This window comes from Pelotomaculum propionicicum (assembly GCF_004369225.1).
GTDB classification, from domain to species: Bacteria; Bacillota; Desulfotomaculia; order Desulfotomaculales; family Pelotomaculaceae; genus Pelotomaculum_B; species Pelotomaculum_B propionicicum.
In genome coordinates this window covers 25,858-45,311 of sequence record NZ_QFFZ01000015.1, presented here as the reverse complement: position 1 = coordinate 45,311, position 19,454 = coordinate 25,858, and the positions used below count along the sequence as shown (strand labels likewise).

Below are 19,454 nucleotides of genomic sequence, written 5' to 3'. Positions count from 1 at the left end.
GTCATTGATTTATGCCGGGCAGCTTAAACCTCACATAAAATGTGGTCCCTGTGGCAGCAGTTTCCACTTTTATCACGGCATTATGCCTGGCTGCGATACTGTAACAGACAGCGAGACCCAATCCTGTCCCGTTTTCTTTAGTGGTAAAGAAGGGAGTGCCTATCTTTTCGAGTATATCCAACGCAATACCACTGCCTTCGTCTTTGACCGCGAGGACCGCCTCTTCCCCGTCAATAAAGGTCCTTAAAGTTAATACTCCATTGGGGGACATTGCTTCAAGCCCATTTCTCACCAGGTTTAAAATCAACTGGCGAATTTCCTTCTCATCTAAATATAATAAAGGGATCTCTCCAAGCTCTTTAATGGTATTCTTGTCTGAAATCATAGCGTCCGCCACGATCAAGGGGTAAATATTATTTATTATTGAGTTGAGGTCATGTTCCGTTAAAACTACCGCTTTGTTTTTGGCCAAAGAAAGAAACTCGGCAATGATTGAATTTGCCCTGTCCAACTCCTCTATCATCAGGTCAAAAAATTCCCTGTCACCGGCATACTTGTCTCTTCCCTGCAATAATTGTAAAAAACCTCGCACGGTTGTCATCGGGTTCCTGATCTCATGCCCGATGCCGGCCGCCATCTCCCCAATCATATTCAGCCTGTCCAGGCGGGCTATTTCCTTCTCCATCTGTTCCCGCCGGTTAATTTCTGCTTTGAGGTCAAGTACACTTTGTCTTAGCTGTTTCCGGTGTTGCGCCTCGATATCCATCATCCCGCCGACAAACCAGCCTACCGCGTACATGGCGCCGATAATGAATATGTTCGATTCCAGCGCTGTTACCAGAGAGTTCAGTGTAAGCTCAGGAGTGTAAACTAAAATAAGAGTGCAAACTGTGGACATTGCATAACTTGCTTTTTTACCAATCACTGTCGAGGTAAATAAAACGGGAAGCACAAAAAGTGTTTCTAATAAAACTCCATTGTCTTTAAGGCAATATAATGTTAGTACTACAAGAAACGGGAAAACCATATAAAATAGTTTTACTTTTAGATCAGGTGCGGAACTATCCAGGAACTGCCCTTCTTTAGTATTGTGATAAGAAGAGGGATTGAGGAATAATACTATTCCTAAGCCGGCCAGACTCAGGAATGTAAACACTATTAAATTGAATGCAGGGTAAATGAAGGGACTGTGTTTGTATTCTATAAACCCCAGCATTAATATAAACATGCAAAACATGTGCATGGTGGACAGATGCTCATAAAACGAATACTGTCTTTTTCCGGTGTCCTTTCTCATATCGATAACATGCACCCTTCAAGAAAGTACCTGTAAAAAAGAGGTGGCGGACCACCTCTTGTAGATGTTTTTTTAGAGAATCCTTTTTTTAGGTTTAATCTTTTTAGTTTATATTTTCCAGGCGGCTTCTTGCGGTTTTCCATTTCATGGCGCCAACCTTTGATTTTCTGCTAAATTTCGATAAAATTTTCTATTTTCCTGTTAAACGGAAATTATTATTTGATTTATCTAAATTGTATATTAGGAAAGAAAGATTCGGAAGCGTACTGCGGGGGGGGGGGGAAGGCTTTGCAGTATTTCAAGGGGGACAGGTAGATATGAGGAAACCAGTTAAGAAACCTGAACAATTGTTTTTGAATCAGTTTTTGGTTCTAATATTTTAAATCTAACGTAAAAGGTAGTGCCCGTCGTCGCCGTTTCCACATTAATTTCGGCGTTATGCCTGGCGGCGATACTGTAACACACCGCTAAACCCAGACCTGTCCCGGTGTCTTTGGTGGTGAAGAATGGTGTTCCAATTTTATCCAGTATATCCCGGTCGATGCCTTTTCCTTGATCCTGGACCGCCAGGATCGTCTCTTCACTCACAGTAAAAGTTCTAATTTTTAACTCGCCGCCGGCAGGCATAGCTTCAAACCCGTTGCGAGCCAGGTTTAGAATCAGCTGGCGAATCTCTTTTTCGTCTAAGAATAAGTCAGGGATCTCTTCCAAATCTATTGTAATATTTTTGTCTGAAACCATAGCGTCCGCCTGGATTAAAGGGAAAAGGGTCTCGATTATTGAATTGAGGCTTTGCTCTTTCAAATCCACCGCTTTGTTTTTTGCCAGCGAAAGAAACTCGGAAATAATTGAATTAGCCCTGTCCAGCTCAGATATCATTAGTGTGAGGAATTCTCTGTCTTGCGCATACCTTTCTTTTTCCTGCATTAATTGTAAAAACCCCCGCACGGTTGTCATCGGATTCCTGATCTCATGACCGATGCCTGCCGCCATTTCTCCTATGAGATTCAGCCTGTCAAGACGCGCCATTTCCTTCTCCATCTGTTCCCGCCGGTCAATTTCTTCTTTAAGGGACAACACACTTTGTTTCACCTGATTCCGGTCTTGGGCTTCAATGTCCATCAAACCGCCTACAAACCAGCCCACCGTGAACATGGCGCAGATCAGAAATATGTTTGATTCCAGCGACTGCATCAATGAGACTACCTTAACTTCTGACTGGTTTAAGATTAAGACAAGAGTACAGGTCGCGGCCATGGCATAACTGGCCTTCTTGCCCAGCACCGTCGCGGCGAACAAAACGGGCAGGATGAAGATGGACTCCACCAAAAGACCATTTCCCCTGATGAAAAGCAATATTAAAGCAATTAGAAACGGGATGATTGTATATACATATTTGATTAATGAACTGTGATTGGAATTATCTTGAGGCTGACTCCCTCTGATCTTAATATCACGAAAAGAAAAAGAATTATATAATAAAACTGTTCCCAGCCCGATTAAGAACAATAAACCAAAAAAAATATGCATGCCATTTGGCGGGTAAAAGATGAAGGTATGTTTATACTTGATAAAGCCCAGCAGCAATATAAATATACATAACGTTTGCATGGTGGACAGGTGCTCGTAAAAATAACCTTGCCTGTTCATGATATCGTTTTCCATTTTCAAAAGTGTTCACCACCAACGAACTTATCCGTTGAAAAAGAGGTGGAAGGACCACCTCTTTTTTACCTCCTCAGCGATTCGGGCACTTCCGGCTGATAATGATAAGAGCCACATGCGGACGCCGCAAAAACGTTTGCTAGAAAAAGTAGTGTGGTTGTTGCGAAAACAATTAGTCTTACCGCGATTTTACTCATAAATTACGCACCTCCCTTATCTTTATTCTGTCCACAAGGCACATTAAACGGTGCCCTGGTTTGCCGAGCATGAAACTGACCCACAGGACGCTTAACGCCAGACACACCTGGATTTGTGGAGCGTAAAGCCAGTCGCTCCGGCGGAAGAAAAATATGGCTGCCGCGACCGACGCCAGCACCGCGAACGAAAGCACTTTCAGTTTCTTTCTCCGGTGCGGGGAAATGATGGGGGCGGCCGGTGAGTCGACCGGCGCTAAAACAGCGAGCGTGACCAGCCCGGTTAAAAGGGCGGCGGCCGCCAGGACGCCGGTAAGCGTTTGGCCGTACTGTGAAAGAAACACCGCCAGCAGGGCCATCGCCGGATATACGGCGATGGTGACCGCGGCGCAGCGCCAGGGAGAGTTGGAGTGGGCGCCGCCGGCCGTGTGCCTGAACAGGAAAGCCGCCGCCAGGCAGGACAGGACGCCGGGCAGCACGCCGAGCAGCGCGGCCAGCAGGAGGGTGAACAGGATGTTGCCCAGGTTGAGCGCCAGCAATTCTATAGAATAGGCCAGGACGACTTCCTTTTCCGGGGAAAGGCCCGTCTTTTCGGTTAAAAACCTAGCCGCGCTTTTGCTGAAAGCAAGGTAACTCATATCTTCCAGGTATCCTCTCGTGGTTTATTGAACTTGGCGACTAATAAAGCAAATATATTTAGCAGAAAAGCTTGCGGCAGGCCCGACAACACCCATAAGACGTTGTTATTTTCCACTATGGTTGTGTTCGGGTCGAGATGCGTCGCAGTAAAGAATACTTTCATCCCTATTAGTTCAAGTAAGATTAGGGTTACAAAACTAGTAAGTACTGCTACGAAAGTTCTCGTTAACGGAATATGAGTAGATTTGTTAATAGCCACAACAATTAAAAATATTCCTACTGCCATGTGAAAACCGAAAGTCAATTGAAAGGATCTTACCGCATAAAAAACAAGGGCCAGCACCGTCCCCGCCGCCACAATGCGCTTCCAGCGCAGGGGGACGCCCAGCAGAGCCAGGCTTAAAGAGAAGTATCCCGCCGATTCTGGTATGCCTTGCATAAGAAATAACAGTAATTTTTCCATTTTAATATCGCCATCCTTTTTAAATATTCTAACTAATTGTACAAATTTCCTGTTAAAACCCGACCATTATTTTCTACAATATTCCAACATAGTTCGACGAATTTGCCTAGAAACCTTTTAATGTAGAAGGTAAAAAACACCATAGTGTTTTTAATAAAACCCCTGTACATGCTGAAGGGTTTTTCATTAAAAACCACGAATTTAAAACGAATTTATAAAATGTAGAATCCGCCGGAGGTTTAGGATAATGTCAAAAATCCTGGTTATTGATGACGATAAAAGAATTACCGCCTTGCTGCGCCGCTCGCTGGTTTTTGAAGGATATGACGTGCAGGCGGCGGGAGGCGGTGAAGAGGGGCTTAGGTTGGCGGCGTCCTGGCAGCCCGACCTGGTTATTCTGGACGTGCTGATGCCGGGGCTTGACGGCTGGGAGGTATGCCGCAGGCTGCGGGCTGTCAGCGACCTGCCGGTACTGATGCTCACTGCCAGGGATGAAGTAGCCGACCGGGTTAAGGGACTGGATCTGGGCTCTGATGACTACCTGGTAAAACCATTTGCGTTAGAAGAATTGCTGGCCAGGGTCAGGGCGCTGCTGCGCAGAAAAAAGCCCGGTAAGGAAGAAATGCTGCCGCTGTCGTACGACGACCTTGTACTCGACTATATGACAAGGGAGGTCAGGCGCGGCGACAGGCCGTTATATCTTACGGCCAAGGAATTTGAGCTCCTGGCCCTGTTTATGGAACACCCGCGCCAGGTCCTGACCAGGGATCTGATAATGGACCGGGTTTGGGGCGCCGACTTTTTGGGTGAGTCCAACGTTCTTGAAGTTTATATAGGCATGTTAAGGCAGAAGCTGGAAGAGTCCGGCGGGGAAAGGCTGATTAAAACAGTGCGCGGGGTCGGGTATGTGCTTAAAAAGGAGACAGAATTCAGAATCCAGAAGACAGAATAAAAAGGCAAGAGAAATTATTAATATTGTTTTAATAATTATTCTGTATTCTGACTTCTGTCCTGAATTCTGTATTCTGACATAAAAAAAGGCCAGGAAGGATGTAAGAAATGTCCCTTCGTCTCAAGCTTACCTTTTTGTACAGTACGGTCCTGGCTTTGACTATGCTGATTTTTGGAGCGCTGGTTTATTATTTTATGGAGCGCAACCTCAATTACGAGGCTGACAGCGCTGTGGCCGGGATCGCCGGGGAAGTTATCCGCTCAACTAAAATTGTGGGCAGCCTGCGGCAGGTAGTACTGCCCGATGTGGACGTGTTTGCCACTCCCAACACCTATATCCAGGTTGTGGACAGAAGCGGGACTGTCGCCGCCCAGTCAAACAACCTGGGCGGGCAGATCATGCCTCTTAGCGAGGAGACTCTGCGGCGGGCGGCCGGCGGCAGCGATTTTTTTGAGACGGTTATGTCCGGCAGCCAGGGTTTGCGGATATATAACCGTCCTCTTGTCCTGGAGGGGCAGGTAATCGGCGTGCTGCAGGTCGGCCGGATCCTTGGGCCGACCGAAGCAGCCCTGAAAAGGCTCAGGCTGCTTTTGTTATTTGGCGGGGGGGTTATCCTTGTTCTGGCCGGAACCGCGGGTTGGCTTCTGGCGGGCGCCGCCCTGAAGCCTATTAACCGGATTACTGAGACTGCTTCAGCCATCCAGGCCAGGGATTTGAGCAGGCGGATTAATTATAGCGGTCCTGGTGATGAAGTAGGCAGGCTGGCGGGGACACTTGACAACATGTTGGACCGGCTCCAGGATGCTTACCACGGCCTCGAAAAGGCTGAAGCGGCGCAGCGTCGCTTTGTTTCTGACGCTTCTCATGAACTGCGCACGCCTCTTACAACCATACGCGGCAACGTGGAACTGCTGAGGAAGATGGGAGACGCCGACCCCGCGACCAGAGCGGAGGCATTGGCAGACATAGCCGGAGAGGCTGAAAGAATGTCCAGGCTAGTGTCGGACCTGCTGGTTTTAGCCAGAGCAGACTCGAAACTTGAGTTGAAGAAAGAAGAAATCAATCCGGTAACCCTGCTCACAGACGCCGCACGTACAGGTTCGGCCCTCTCCGGGGAAGTAGATTTCCAGGCAGGCGATTTTTCCGCATTGGAAGGATACAAACTGGTCGGTGACGCGGATTATTTGAAGCAGATTTTTCTCATATTAATAGAAAACGCTTTCAAATACACACCCGCCGGCGGGCAGGTGCGCCTGGAAGCCGGGACAGACGGTTCTTTCCTTGAAATTAACGTGACTGACAGCGGTATTGGTATCGCGGAATCCGACCTGCCCTATATTTTTGAGAGATTTTACAGGGCCGACCAGGCCCGCTCAGGTGAAGGCACCGGACTGGGGCTGGCTATTGCCGGGTGGATCGCCACGGAACACGGAGGCGCCATCAGTGTGGCGAGCAAAGTGGGAGAAGGCAGCACATTCACCGTCCGCCTTCCCATCGCTTAAGAATAACGTTAGGGAAAAGTAATACTTATTCTTTTCTTTTCACAGAGTTTTATATATAATTTCTTTATATTTTGATTGGCTGAAGGCAGGTTCTGCAAAAAGGATCTGCCTATAAAATCTGGGAATAAGGTGAGACTAAAAAATGAAACAGTTTGCCGTCATCGGTCTGGGGCGCTTTGGTACAAGCCTGGCCCTGACCCTTACCAGAATGGGCTACGACGTTCTTGCGGTTGATACCAACGAGGAAAAAGTAAACAACATCATGGAGAAAGTCACCCACGCGGTCCAGGTGGACGCCATGGACGAACAGGCTCTCAAGGCGCTCGGCATTCGAAACTTTGACGTGGTGATAGTGGCCATTGGGCAGGACATCCAGACGAACATCCTGGTCACAGTAATGCTGAAAGATTTAGGTGTTAAGACAGTGGTTTCCAAAGCTGTGACCGAACTGCACGGGAAGGTCCTGGAGAGGATCGGCGCCGACAAAGTGGTTTTCCCGGAGCGTGATATGGGAGTCCGGGTCGCCCAGGCGCTTGTCTCGAAAAATATCATGGACCAGATCAACCTTTCACCGGACTACAGTATTATAGAGCTGATGGCCCCGGTTGAGTTTGTCGGCAAAACCCTGGCTGAAGGAAATGTGAGGATGAAGCACGGCGCAACAGTGCTCGCCATCAGGCGGGGCAACGACGTGATCATTTCCCCCGGCGCGAAGCATGTGGTTAATGACGGGGACGTTCTGGTGGTAGTTGGCCGCAATGACAAGTTAAGAGACCTGGAAGAAAAGTAGGAATGTGCTTCCAGGACTTCTTTAACAATTATCCCGCACTCTCTTTTTTAGAAGCATAACGGTTACCGGCCTCAAGAACAGTGCCATCACTATCCCGGTACCGAATGTAACAAGCATTGCGGTCTGAGTGTGGAAAACATACCAGAAAAGAAGATAAACGGTTGATATTACTATTGACATCAGCATCAGTGGAAACGCTATTTTGAAGAAGTCGATAAAACCTATATACTGGCCTCTTTTTTCAGCCATACCAATTACTACAACATTGGCAGAGGCGCCTATGACAGTCCCGTTGCCCCCCAGGCAGGCTCCCAGAGATAATGACCACCAGAGAAAGTTAAGGTCGGCGATGCCGCCGATGCGGCCCATATCTTGAATCAGCGGGATCATCGTCGCCACGAAGGGGATGTTGTCAACAAATGCTGAGGCAACAGCGGACAGCCAGAGGATCAGAATCCCTGTCGGGAGCACGTTCCCGCCGGTCATTTCCAAAGACCACCTGGCGACCGCTTCTATAACCCCCACCTCTTCCAAAGCTCCAACTACCACAAAAAGCCCGATAAAGAAGAAGATTACGGGCCATTCCACGATCTGCAGGGCGTGTTCGGGGTCCTCTTTTGTGACCAGAAGCAAGAGCGTGGCCCCCGACAGGGCTATCACCGACGATTCCAGATGGACATACTGGTGCAGGACGAACCCTAAAATGGTCAGGGAGAGCACCAGAAGACTTTTTCGCAGCAGGACGGGGTCCTTTAACTCTTCCCGTTCATTCAGCCGCATTATGTTTTCTTTCAGTTCCTCTTTCGCAAAAAGCTGTTTCCGGAAGATGAACTGGAGCAGCGGTATGGTCATAACGTAAATAATCAGCACAATAGGGGTCAGGTTGAAAACAAAGTCCATGAAGCCGAGGTCGGTAGCGCTGCCGATCATAATGTTCGGCGGGTCACCTATTAATGTGGCTGTTCCGCCAATGTTGGATGCCATGATCTCGGCAATCAGGAACGGCAGTGGTGTAATTTTGAGTTGTCTGGCGATGGCGAAAGTTACCGGCACAATTAAAAGTACAGTGGTAACATTATCCAAAAATGCGGATAGTATGGCTGTGACCAGGGACAAGGCGGCTATAATTTTCAGCGGCTCACCTTGCGAACTTTTAGCGGCCTTAATTGCCAGAAATTCAAATATACCGGTGTGCCTGGTGATGCCTACAATGATCATCATTCCGACCAGCAGGCCGATGGTATTGAAATCAATGGCATCTACAGCTTTCTCCGGATCAATGATGCCGGTTAATACCACCAGGGCGGCCCCGACCAGGGCGGCAACTGTCCTGTGAACCTTTTCGGATACTATCACGATATAAGTAATTAAGAAAACCGATGTTGCTATGATCACCTGGTACTGTTCTATCAAAACCTTCACCTCTTACAACGTTTTTATATCATTTGCCAAAATGTTTTTTTAATTAAAAAAGGTGGGATGTCATATAAAATGACTTCCCACCCCAGAAGACTAAACCTTGAAAACGAATAAAAAAATTCGCCCAACCCGGAAAGACTATTATAAAAATGTACTCCATTACTTTAACATATCACTTTTTACAGAACAAGTTCTTTTATAATAAAAATCCTTTATTTTTTAAAGCAGGAATTGATCGCCGTTGTTAGAAGATTATTTATTGAAGGAGGTTCTAAAGGATGATTAAGAAAATTCTTGTGGCGTATGACAGTGGGAAAAAATCCCTTAAAGCCCTTGAGATTGCGACAGAAATAGCAAAAAACTGCAATGCGGAAATCTACATCTTTACCTCCGTCAAAATGCCTGAAATAGTTTCATCGGTAGCAGGCCATGATATGCTCAGGGATTTGGAGGAAAAAAGTTTCGATTATTTTAAAAGTGAGCTGGAAGAGGCCGAAGAAAAGATCAGAAAAGAGGGCGTTCAGGTGCAGCATGTAATTGTGCAGGACAGTCCCGGTGCGGCAATCGTCCGGTTCGCCGAAAAAGAGAAAATAGACCTGATTGCGATGGGTTCACGCAACCGGGGTCTTATTGAAGGACTCATATTAGGACTGGGGAGCGTCTCCAACTATGTAATCCAGAATGCCAGGTGTCCGGTTCTGATAACCAAGGATTAAGAGGTGAGAATTTTAATTACGAATGTAATGTTCAGTCTTTTGAATTGTCTTCGGTATCCGCTTTAGTATTGTGTATCTCATTTCTATCATAGGCTTCAATTTGTTCCAGGACAAGATATTTTCTCTCGTTTCCCGTCTCCTCGCTTAAAACACCTTCCGACAAAAGCTTTTCGATGGATAAGTGTTCGGCATAGAGGAGCTTCTTGCGCGCGTTGAATTCCTGTTCTTGAAGAAGCTCCGGATATTTGTCGTAAAGGGCGCTTAAGTTTTGATTAACTTTCAGAATTCTTTCAGCAGTTTCCTTTTCAATTTTGTTAAAGATCTGTGGAGAAACCTGCCCCTCTTTAAATAAGCGGTTGAGTTCAGCAACCGCGGCAGCGGCCTGTTGAAATTCAAACAATAATTGTTCATACTCTTTTAAGCCGCTTACAGTTTTTTGAAGCCCCAGGACGCGAATCAGCGGGGAAATGGTCAACCCCTGTACAACCAGGGAGAAGAACACAACACTGAAAGTAAGGGCGATTATTGTTTCCCTGCCGGTAAAATCCAAAGGCAAGCTTAAGGCCAGGGCAAGAGACAGTGATCCCTTCAGTCCGCCCCAGTTTATAATATGCTTATATGATATTGGCATTTTATCGCCGAGGGTTGCAACGTAAACGGCCACACTCCGCCCGATTACTACCAATACTGTGGCTATTAAAATTTGCAACCCATGCTCAATAATGTTGATGTGGGATATTTCCAGGCCAACCAGAATGAAAACCAGGGAATTCGCGGCCAGTACAATGGTGTCCCAGAACACTGAGATACTGAATCTTGTGGTGGGAGACATGCCGATTACCTTGCCGTAATTCCCTAATACCAATCCTGCCGCCACCACGGCAATAACACCGGAGACTTCTATTTTTTCCGCGATAATATATGTGCCGAAAAAGAGCACAACGGAAAGTGCGTTTTCCAGCGGGTAGTCGTCAAAATAGCGAACTACCTGTGATATTAAAAAGCCAAGTGACAGACCTACCAGTGTGCCTCCAACCACCACTTTAAGGAACATAGCCGCCCCGACAGCCGCTCCCCATATACCTAAAGAGAAGATAAAAGTCAGGGAGTAAACGGACAGCTTGAAAAGCACTACCGAAACGCCGTCATTGACCAGGCTCTCTCCTTCCATGATAACTGCCAGGCGGCGGTTGACCCCAAGATTTTTGAATACCGAGATGACGCTTACCGGATCGGTCGCTGCCATCAACGCGCCAAAAACCAGCGCCGTCTGAACGGGCAGCCCAAGAGCCAAATGGGACAGGCCGCCTGTTATAACATACGCAATTACAGTGCCCAGGAAAGCAAGCAAAACAATGGGCCGGCGGTTCTGGCTGATTTCCGTGTGGGAGAGTTTTAAAGAAGCCTCTCCTAATAGAGCCGGAAGAAAAATAGAAATAACAGCTGTGCGAAAGACTTCATCAGAAGCAAAGAAATTCCTTATTTCTTCAAGAACCCCTCCCAGCGGCAAGAGCCCGACGACCGCCCCGATAATCACCAGAGCGATAGGGTATGGTTTGTTAAGCCTTTTAGCCAGTGCCGTCACACCAACCGACAGTGCCAAAAGAATGAAGATTAGCTGTATGTTATGGATAATCATTTATCCACGAACGCCCCTTGTTTTTTAGACAAACTCACCAAAAGTATCCCAGCGGGTTTTTATAATTATACCCCAAAAGAGCCTTCCAGGCATGCTTATCTCCGATAAGATAAGCTGCAGGCGGGATTTGTCACCACTTATATAAACACCAATCAGTCCTTAGCAGGTATCTGATAATATAAAAAATAGCTTATAAGGAAAATATACTTTACTACGGGTTTAACATTGTATAAAGTATTTTAAGCTAATAATTTAAAAAGGGGAAAGTAAAAGTGCCGGCGACATATCAAATTGCCTTTGCCTGCGTAATTTTCCTTGGAACTTACTTGTTGTTGATTGCGGATAAAATTCACCGCACCATAGTGGCGCTGTGCGGCGCGATGTTAATCCTGCTGGCCGGGATTATCACCCAGGAAAGGGCTGTCAGTGCTATCGACTTCAACACCATCGGCCTCCTCATAGGCATGATGGTAATCGTGGGAATAACCCGTCACACCGGCGTCTTTGAGTATCTGGCCATATGGGCAGCCAAATTGGTAAAGGGCGATCCGGTCCGGATCATGATAGCCCTGGCTACTGTTACCGCCGTGGTTTCTGCCTTACTCGACAACGTGACCACTGTACTGCTGATAGTCCCCGTAACCTTTGCCATTACCCGGCAGCTGAAAATCAGCCCGGTTCCTTATCTTTTTGCTGAAATAATTGCTTCAAACATAGGCGGGACCGCCACCCTGATCGGCGACCCGCCGAACATTATGATCGGCAGCGCCACAGGCCTGGGTTTTATGGATTTTGTGATTGCGCTGACCCCGGTGGTCATTGTAGTGCATATCGCCAACATGATCTGGCTTAAGATTCTCTATAAAAAGCAGTTGGTAACCACTCCGGATTTACAAAAAAGTATTATGGAAATGGATGAGAAAAAGGAAATCAAAGACCCGGTTAATCTCAAAAAATGTCTTTGGGTTATCGGCCTTACTGTCCTGGGCTTTGTACTGCACCAGTTCCTGCACCTGGAATCCGCCACTATTGCCCTTTCCGGCGCGGCGCTGCTGCTGCTGTTGACCCGTGATAACCCTGAACACGCTCTCGGCGCGGTGGAATGGCCGGTAATCTTCTTTTTCGCCGGCCTGTTTGTGGTGGTCGGTGCGCTGGATGAAGTGGGAGTAATAGAATACATAGCCAGAAAGTCCCTGGAATTGACCGGTGGGGCAATGGTTCCTACAGGAATACTTATTCTATGGCTATCAGCCATAGCTTCGGCCTTTGTGGATAATATCCCGTTTGTAGCGACGATGATTCCTCTGATTCAGGATATGGGCCGGATCGGAGGTATAACCGACCTGAACCCCTTGTGGTGGTCGCTCTCACTAGGGGCTTGCCTGGGCGGCAACGGGACCCTTATTGGCGCTTCAGCCAACGTGGTTGTGGCCGGTCTGGCGGAGAAAAGAGGAGTGTTAATTACCTTTATGAGCTTCACCAAAGTGGCTTTCCCGATGATGTTGATGTCGGTTGCCATTTGCATGGTTTACTTGCTGCTTCGCTATCTCCACTAGGTAATAGATTAGGGAAACTACTCACGTGGCTCCCCTATCAAACCGTACGTGCACTATTAAGGCATACTTGCTAAACAAGTGTGATTTGACTTTTTTGAGTTTATGTTGCAGCAGGTTTTCAAATTTTACTTACCGGATCTAAGTTAAAAGTTGTTGGTTGACAACTTATTATTTGAAGTTAATGCTACAATTAAATAAGCTTATTGTGCTGGCGAATAAGTGAAAATGACGTAGGATGTGGGATTGTTAAAGGTTTTTTGCACAGTTAGCGCTTAAAGAAAGGAAGTATTGAAAAATCGATCCCCGGTACGTCTCGTACCGGGGATCGATTGTAATGCCATGCATGGGCGCCTAACCCGATAAGGTGCATCAAGCAGTTGCTGTAAAAAAGATTAACCCGTATGGATGTAATCCATGACAGAATGATGAAGGATTGAAGGCGATTAGAATTAATAAACCGTTATACCCTTGGTTTTTACTTTCATCCACCGGTTTCGGAGTATTGCTGGTGATGCTAAATATAAGTTCCCTGAATGTTGCATTACCCGCGATTTCCGCTTATTTTCAAGCGGGTCCGGTGGAAACCAGTTGGGTATTGATATCTTATATGCTCTTTAATACGATTTTTATTTTAATCTTCGGCAAATTAGCGGATATTTTTGGCAGGCGCAGATTGTACTTAATAGGTTTAAGCGGATTTTCGATCATGAGTTTTTTGTGCGGACTGGCGCCGAATGTCTGGGTATTGATTATTCTTAGAGCTTTACAAGCGATTACCGGCGCACTGATCATCACCAATACGATACCTATGATTACGGATGCTTTTCCAGGGAGATTTTTGGGCACAGCATTAGGAATCAACATTGTTGTTGCTTCTGCGGGACAGCTTATGGGCCCGGTTGTCGGGGGGCTTTTGGTTCATACCCTGGGGTGGCGCTGGGTGTTTTGGTTTAATGTGCCAATGGGTCTGATTGGCTTAGTCTGGTCTATAATTATTCTTCGTCCGGTACCGGGACGGGCAAAAGAAGAGAAAGTGGATATTTGGGGAAATCTGTTTATTTTTTTGTCGCTGGTGGGGGTTATCCTTGCGCTTTCAGAGGGAGGTGTCATTGGCTGGCATACCTATCCGGTGATAATTGGTTTTGCCCTTTTTATTATTTTTATGGTTTGTTTTTTATGGATCGAACGAAGGATTCCGTTTCCTATGATTGATTTTTCCCTATTCAACAATCGCGCGTATGTTATGGCCAACTTGGCGACATTCTTAAACTCGCTGGCCCGTGCGTCCATTCTCCTGGTTGTTGTTTTATACTTTCAGGTTGTTTGTCAGCAGAATCCCTTTGAGGCAGGAATCAAAGGACTGCCATTAACTATAGGCATGATTCTGGCATCGCCTTTAGCAGGAACACTGTGCCGTAAATACAGTACCTATAAGCTTTCTACTTCCGGACTGTTTATTTCTTGTATTGGAATGGTTTTACTCATGGTGAATCTAAATGTATATAATTCGCCCGTATGGATCACTATGGGGCTATTGCTTGTCGGTGTGGGAACCGGTATTTTTCAAACTCCCAACACCCATTCCATTATGATGTCGGTGCCGCCCAACAGGTGGGGTATCGCCAACGGTTTGCGTTCAATGCTGCAAAATATGGGGAGTGTAATTAGTACCGCATTTTCTTTAATGGTTATTACGAGCAGCTTGCCGGGTTATTTAAAGAATGCAATTTATGCCGGAGCGAATGCAAATCTGGAACTAAATGAACTCTATCTGATTACTCGCGGGTATAAAATTCTGTTTTCCTTTTTAATTGTATTAACGGTATTGGCGATGATCGCATCCTTCTTGAGGAATACTTCGAGTAAAATATCTTCGGAAAAAGTTTAATTTTAAGAACCCAAAGTTGTTGGTCAACAAATCAATAAGGTTTTGCTATTGCTATAATGAATTTAGCTGTGCGCCTATATATCAAATTATTGGGGATTAAAATTTAGAAAAAAATTTATATTACTTTTTTGTACCCAAATCGTTGATTCAATGGTTTGGGTATCAGCTATCCCTTCATGTTATAATTTATTTAAATTAACATGTGGAGGTATACTGTCAATGAGCATGTATGAGTTTTTCCCATTTATGGATGGTGAAGGAGCAGATTTGCGGGATTTATTTATTCGCCGTTGTCAGTATAAAACAATTATAAAGAAGGGCGATAATGTAAGGTTATATCCACAGAGGCATGCTTTTTTAAATAAAGGATTACTTAAAATTTACATGTCCAATGCCGCAGGTAACGAAAGACTAATGTGGTATATACAAGAAATAAATCCAATACCTTATAATTGTTCATTCGGTAAACGAGTTGTTGCAGAAATCGATTCGGAAATTCTATACATTAAGAGAGAAGACTACTTAGATCATATTATAAGCAGTCGAGGTAATTTGGAAACTTACATTGAACGAGTTAATAAACGTTATTTTTTTTGTATGCAACAAGTATTAAATGAAAATATCTACTCTTGTAATACTAAAATTTATAGTTTTATTTACCAACTTGCTAATGTTTTAGGTAAGAAAATTGAAAATGGGCAGATTGTTATTAAAAACTTACCAAGTCGTAAAGATATTGCTTCAATTGTTGGAACACATAGAAGTAATGTTACAAGATATATTACCGAACTTGAGAAAATTGGTATTGTGGAGAAGCGAAAAGGCCTAATTATTGTTAAAGATTTAAAAGCGTTAGAGCAATTAATAGATCAGCAAGAGTTTAACGACTGATCAAGTACAATAAAATTCTTTTGAGAACAAAAAAGGAGTGGAATAAAAGATGCAACACCTGGATTCGAAAACATTTGAAGAAATTATATATGACAACGGAGAACCCTGCTTGGTGATTTTTTCAAGGAAAACTTGTCATGTGTGCAAAGATGTAGTCCCGGTACTCGAAGATAAAGTGACAAAAAGGTATTGTTGTTATTCTTTAACGCACAGGTAACAGAAAGCTTGACATTTGTTTCACTCATTGAGAATATTAATTCCGGGAATGGCAATGAATATAAAATTGTCAAGGTTGATATGGCGACAAAGAAGACCCTGGCGGCAGAATACAACATAGAGAAGGTACCGGCAGTCGTTGTATTAGATCAAGGTAAGATCGTCAAGCGATTGGATTGTGTTATGGATAAGGAAATTATAAAAAATCAGTTAGGTATGTAAGATATTAAAAGGAGAAAGTGCCAGTGACATATCAAGTTGTATTTGCCTCCGCGGTTTTTCTGGGAACCTACTTGTTGTTGATCGCGGATAAGATTCACCGCACTGTAGTGGCGCTGTGCGGCGCGATGTTAATCCTGCTGGCGGGAATCATCACCCAGGAGAGGGCCGTCAGCGCTATCGACTTCAACACCATCGGCCTCCTCATCGGTATGATGGTCATCGTGGGAATAACCCGCCACACCGGAGTCTTCGAGTATCTGGCCATAATAATATCCCGTTTGTGGCGACAATGATCCCTCTGATCCAGGATATGGGCCGGATAGGAGGCATAACCGACCTGAACCCACTATGGTGGTCGCTCTCCCTGGGGGCTTGCCTTGGCGGTAACGGGACCCTTATTGGCGCTTCAGCCAATGTGGTTGTGGCAGGTATGGCCGAGAAAAGAGGAGTGCTTATTACCTTTGTGAACTTTATAAAAGTAGCCTTTCCGATGATGCTGATGTCGGTGGCTATCTCCATGGTTTACTTGCTGCTCCGTTATCTCCATTAGTGCGACATAACTGGCTTATACAGCGGAGAGTCAATCAATATTGCTTAAAACCCGCTTTCCCTGATAAACTCCTCCAGTTTCTTCAGGTCGTCGCCGGTAATTTTCAGCGGCGGAGACTGGCCGAGAAGCAGGCGGCCCTCCGCTATTATAAGCTTTTCTTTTTCCTTTTTCAGAGCCTCCCCGTTCCCCTTGTTCTGATGATACCGGATCAGTTCCATGGCCTGGCGGCGGTCGAACAGGTATATCGACTGGCTGCCGGACGATTCTTCTTGAGCCGCGTCCCACCTGGCCCGGTAACTGGCGATTTCCCCGCTCTCTTCAGCCAGGCGCACTGCGGCCCTGCACAGCGCGTCCCCCTGCCTTCCTTCCTCATACTCCGCGGCAAGTATCTCCAGGATTACCGCAAGCGGGAGGCAGCCTTCTTTCTCTGCCTGCTTTTCCCTGACCGGGTTTTCCTGATAAAGATCTTTGCTTTCTAATTCCATTCCCGGCTGCTTCGACGTCATACTTTGCTGTTTCTCCGGTTGATGTTTTCCCTTAAACTTCCGGTTGGCGCTTCTTCGCCTGCTCACAAACATCACTCCCTGTACTTATTGGACGTTTTTACTGCCAAGTAAACAAATTGACAGGATTTACAGGATATAAATAATTACTTAAGTTTAAAACAATATATCCTTGTCTATAGAGTTAATATTTAAATTGGATGTATTTAAAATCCTGTTAATCAATTCAAATCTTGTTAATCCTATCAGTTTGTTTTAAGCTCTTATGGTTCTAGCATATATTTATTTTATAAATTGTCAAATTCCTTTTCAGGTGAAAAAAAACCCGTTCAATGTGAACGGATCAGGCATAAAACATGTTTGGAAGAAGGAGATAAATGGAAAACCCGGTTTCCTCCGCTATGAACCCGGGTTTTCCAAAGGTATAAACCTTGTGAAAAATAAAAACAGCCCCGGCCTTTCCACGGAAGGCGGTAACCATCTGACCAGGCAGGTCTCCTGACTTGTGGATCTCAGCTAATCTCCCGCCTTCCCGGGCTTATCGTCAACCCAGTGGCACTCAAGGGAGCCGCTCCCCACATACAGTGGCCTGACCGTCCGGGATTTTCACCCGGTTCCCTTTTCACCCCGTTAAAGGGGTACCTGGTCAGTTCTTTTTTAGCTAAAAAGATCCTAACATCAACTAAACTATTTGTCCACTAAAAAATATTGTCTAAAACACATGAATATCAAGCTGAAGATAAAACCGTACCGTCCACACATTTTACACTCCGTCATGAAACATCCACTTTTACCATCTGTTTTTCGGGTACGGGCGTTTCCAACCCTAAAATTTCTTCTACTGAATATATACCAGCCGGATGAGAGTGGATGTATTTTATTACTTTTTTTAAGCAGTCGGTAAAAGCATTACGGTTTATCGATTCATGCTTAATTTCCAGGCGTTCGTTGTCGCTGACAAAAACTATTTTATGGACTCCTATAGTTCCCCCGCCGCGTATAGCGTGTATGGCGATTTCTCTTCCTTTACTGCTTTTATTTCCTTGCCTGCCAAAGATCAACTCTTTCTCGGGATTTATGCCCACTCCTTCCGCAATTATTTTGGCCAAACGTATTGCGGTTCCGGAGGGCGCGTCCTTCTTATAGCGGTGGTGTTCCTCTATTACCTCGATATCAAAACCAGACAGGACTTTAGCCATCTTTTTAGCAGAATCTATCAGCATATTTATGCCGATAGAGAGGTTTGGAGCCATAACCAGGCTTACTTCATACATATTGGCGATAGAACGTAGCGCCTCGGCCTGGAACTTTGTATACCCCGTGGTTCCTACAATTAGATGAGCGCCGTATTTGGCCGCGGTCTTTAGATTGATAAGGCCCGCCTCAGGGTTGGTGAAATCGACTACAATATCCGGGCGTGTCGCTGTCAAAGACTGAACAAGCTGATCACTTCCCTTTACAATTAGCCCTGTATCAGGAATTTCTAAAATATCTCCTATGTCTCTGCCCACTTTTTCACCGCCGCTGCGGCTTGCCACCAGCACAAGCTTTACAGAAGGGTCTTTTAACAGATTCCTGGCTACAGCCTGGCCCATACGTCCGAAACCAAAAAGAGCTACTCTTACTGTTGTGGACATTTGATCCCCTCCCATTTTTAAATTTTGGATAAAAAAACCCCGCGGTTTAAAACACCGGGGTCAAAAAGGGATAAGCAATGAGCAAGGCAAAAACTCAACAGCTTGAATTGTTAACTGCTTCCCTTTCAACGCTGACGAGGTTAGCTGACGGATTCGGGCCGAAAGAATAGCCCTACAATTTGGGTGGTGAGTGGTGGGTGGTTGGGGGTTAGTCTTTAGAAGGAATTCGGTAAACCGAATTCCAACAAGCAGCCCAACTACCAAAGTCCAACGACTCACGACCAAATTGATTCACCCCGGTGAAAAATGGTTCCCCCGCTTCTACTTAAAGAATTGAGCGGTTTAATAAGGCAGCCGCTATTTAATTGTTAAATATTTGCTACAACTTATTATATCAAAAAAAGTTGTCAGTTGCAATACTAAATATACAAAATTACAATATTAAATGAATATACAAATATTTTTTATAATAGCCAGGAGATCTGAGATGTCATTCCGAAAATCGCTTCTCTATAAAAGATAGTTCTGTTGAAAATAATAATTAAATGTGATAAAATATGGAAAAAAATAAGGTGCATTTTACGAGTTGGACGTACCAAGTCGGTTCGTTTTCAAGGTAAAGGCTTCTGGGGTGGGAAGTCAGGTTGCTGGCTGGCCACCCTTAATTTTTAACCAAACAGACAACTTCACGCAATATATAAAGTTGTTTGATTGA

Annotated in this window: 18 protein-coding genes, 2 pseudogenes, 2 riboswitches and 2 other annotated features; of the genes and pseudogenes, 11 read left to right on the top strand and 9 right to left on the bottom strand. The window is 45.3% G+C overall.

The window, feature by feature from the left end; all coding sequences use genetic code 11:
- Position 1 precedes the first annotated feature (1 nt).
- The 5 genes from Pmgp_RS08600 to Pmgp_RS08580 form a co-directional block, all read right to left on the bottom strand.
- Positions 2–898 (bottom strand): ATP-binding protein, encoded by an 897-nt coding sequence (locus tag Pmgp_RS08600; RefSeq protein WP_243119781.1) that lies wholly within the window; start codon positions 896–898, stop codon positions 2–4.
- Between the two features lie 729 nt (positions 899–1,627).
- Positions 1,628–2,962, bottom strand: coding sequence for an ATP-binding protein (locus Pmgp_RS20700; RefSeq protein ID WP_345789136.1), 1,335 nt, complete (start codon positions 2,960–2,962; stop codon positions 1,628–1,630).
- 65 nt (positions 2,963–3,027) lie between these two features.
- Positions 3,028–3,159, bottom strand: a complete 132-nt coding sequence (locus Pmgp_RS08590; protein WP_134213577.1) for a cyclic lactone autoinducer peptide — start codon at positions 3,157–3,159, stop codon at positions 3,028–3,030.
- Positions 3,156–3,794 (bottom strand): accessory gene regulator ArgB-like protein, encoded by a 639-nt coding sequence (locus Pmgp_RS08585; protein WP_134213576.1) that lies wholly within the window; start codon positions 3,792–3,794, stop codon positions 3,156–3,158. Before Pmgp_RS08585 ends, Pmgp_RS08590 begins: the two co-directional genes overlap by 4 nt.
- Positions 3,791–4,258 carry a hypothetical protein gene (locus Pmgp_RS08580; RefSeq protein WP_134213575.1) on the bottom strand — a complete coding sequence of 156 codons (468 nt, stop codon included), beginning with the start codon at positions 4,256–4,258 and terminating at the stop codon, positions 3,791–3,793. Before Pmgp_RS08580 ends, Pmgp_RS08585 begins: the two co-directional genes overlap by 4 nt.
- 247 nt (positions 4,259–4,505) lie before the next feature.
- Between Pmgp_RS08580 and Pmgp_RS08575 the strand changes: the two genes are divergently transcribed.
- From Pmgp_RS08575 to Pmgp_RS08565, 3 genes are all read left to right on the top strand, one after another.
- Entirely contained in the window at positions 4,506–5,210 is a 705-nt protein-coding gene (locus Pmgp_RS08575; RefSeq protein WP_134213574.1) for a response regulator transcription factor, read from the top strand.
- A gap of 107 nt (positions 5,211–5,317) precedes the next feature.
- The gene (locus tag Pmgp_RS08570; protein ID WP_134213573.1) at positions 5,318–6,712 is read left to right on the top strand and encodes a sensor histidine kinase; all 1,395 of its coding nucleotides are present in this window, start codon (positions 5,318–5,320) and stop codon (positions 6,710–6,712) included.
- Positions 6,713–6,854: 142 nt separating this feature from the next.
- Complete coding sequence (locus Pmgp_RS08565) at positions 6,855–7,502, top strand: potassium channel family protein (RefSeq protein WP_134213572.1); 648 nt, start codon at positions 6,855–6,857, stop codon at positions 7,500–7,502.
- Between the two features lie 21 nt (positions 7,503–7,523).
- On the opposite strand, the gene Pmgp_RS08560 is transcribed toward Pmgp_RS08565, so the two are convergent.
- Entirely contained in the window at positions 7,524–8,915 is a 1,392-nt protein-coding gene (locus Pmgp_RS08560) for an ArsB/NhaD family transporter (RefSeq protein WP_134213571.1), read from the bottom strand.
- An 80-nt stretch (positions 8,916–8,995) separates the two neighbouring features.
- Positions 8,996–9,051: a sequence feature (sodium ion sensor (DUF1646 type); this cis-regulatory element may regulate processes involved in with the transportation of sodium ions), on the bottom strand.
- A gap of 148 nt (positions 9,052–9,199) precedes the next feature.
- Here Pmgp_RS08560 and Pmgp_RS08555 point away from each other — a divergent pair.
- Positions 9,200–9,637 (top strand): universal stress protein, encoded by a 438-nt coding sequence (locus tag Pmgp_RS08555; RefSeq protein ID WP_134213570.1) that lies wholly within the window; start codon positions 9,200–9,202, stop codon positions 9,635–9,637.
- 31 nt (positions 9,638–9,668) lie between these two features.
- Here Pmgp_RS08555 and Pmgp_RS08550 read toward each other — a convergent pair whose 3' ends face one another.
- On the bottom strand, positions 9,669–11,276 hold the full coding sequence (locus tag Pmgp_RS08550; protein ID WP_134213569.1) for a cation:proton antiporter: 1,608 nt from the start codon (positions 11,274–11,276) through the stop codon (positions 9,669–9,671).
- Positions 11,277–11,548: 272 nt separating this feature from the next.
- On the opposite strand from Pmgp_RS08550, the gene Pmgp_RS08545 reads away from it, so the two are divergent.
- The 7 genes and pseudogenes from Pmgp_RS08545 to Pmgp_RS20850 all read left to right on the top strand — a co-directional run.
- Positions 11,549–12,832: an ArsB/NhaD family transporter gene (locus tag Pmgp_RS08545; RefSeq protein ID WP_134213568.1), complete on the top strand. Its 1,284-nt coding sequence runs from the start codon at positions 11,549–11,551 to the stop codon at positions 12,830–12,832.
- 433 nt (positions 12,833–13,265) lie between these two features.
- Positions 13,266–14,720: an MFS transporter gene (locus Pmgp_RS08540; protein ID WP_205077992.1), complete on the top strand. Its 1,455-nt coding sequence runs from the start codon at positions 13,266–13,268 to the stop codon at positions 14,718–14,720.
- A gap of 219 nt (positions 14,721–14,939) precedes the next feature.
- Entirely contained in the window at positions 14,940–15,611 is a 672-nt protein-coding gene (locus Pmgp_RS08535; protein ID WP_192902856.1) for a Crp/Fnr family transcriptional regulator, read from the top strand.
- Between the two features lie 49 nt (positions 15,612–15,660).
- Positions 15,661–15,783 (top strand): annotated as a pseudogene (locus Pmgp_RS20270) (YbbN family protein); the annotation flags it as partial.
- A 20-nt stretch (positions 15,784–15,803) separates the two neighbouring features.
- Positions 15,804–16,049, top strand: a complete 246-nt coding sequence (locus Pmgp_RS08525) for a thioredoxin domain-containing protein (protein ID WP_345789134.1) — start codon at positions 15,804–15,806, stop codon at positions 16,047–16,049.
- 125 nt (positions 16,050–16,174) lie between these two features.
- On the top strand, positions 16,175–16,342 hold the full coding sequence (locus tag Pmgp_RS20855; protein WP_427910024.1) for an SLC13 family permease: 168 nt from the start codon (positions 16,175–16,177) through the stop codon (positions 16,340–16,342).
- Positions 16,315–16,599 (top strand): annotated as a pseudogene (locus Pmgp_RS20850) (hypothetical protein); the annotation flags it as partial. The gene Pmgp_RS20855 and the pseudogene Pmgp_RS20850, both read left to right, overlap by 28 nt.
- Positions 16,600–16,643: 44 nt before the next feature.
- Here Pmgp_RS20850 and Pmgp_RS08515 read toward each other — a convergent pair.
- On the bottom strand, positions 16,644–17,171 hold the full coding sequence (locus Pmgp_RS08515) for a hypothetical protein (protein WP_134213565.1): 528 nt from the start codon (positions 17,169–17,171) through the stop codon (positions 16,644–16,646).
- A 402-nt stretch (positions 17,172–17,573) separates the two neighbouring features.
- Positions 17,574–17,763, bottom strand: a riboswitch (cobalamin riboswitch).
- Positions 17,764–17,875: 112 nt separating this feature from the next.
- Positions 17,876–18,739, bottom strand: a complete 864-nt coding sequence (dapB, locus tag Pmgp_RS08510; protein ID WP_192902855.1) for a 4-hydroxy-tetrahydrodipicolinate reductase — start codon at positions 18,737–18,739, stop codon at positions 17,876–17,878.
- 115 nt (positions 18,740–18,854) lie between these two features.
- A riboswitch (cyclic di-AMP (ydaO/yuaA leader) is annotated at positions 18,855–19,089 on the bottom strand.
- A 234-nt stretch (positions 19,090–19,323) separates the two neighbouring features.
- Positions 19,324–19,380: a sequence feature (sodium ion sensor (DUF1646 type); this cis-regulatory element may regulate processes involved in with the transportation of sodium ions), on the top strand.
- Positions 19,381–19,454 lie beyond the last annotated feature (74 nt).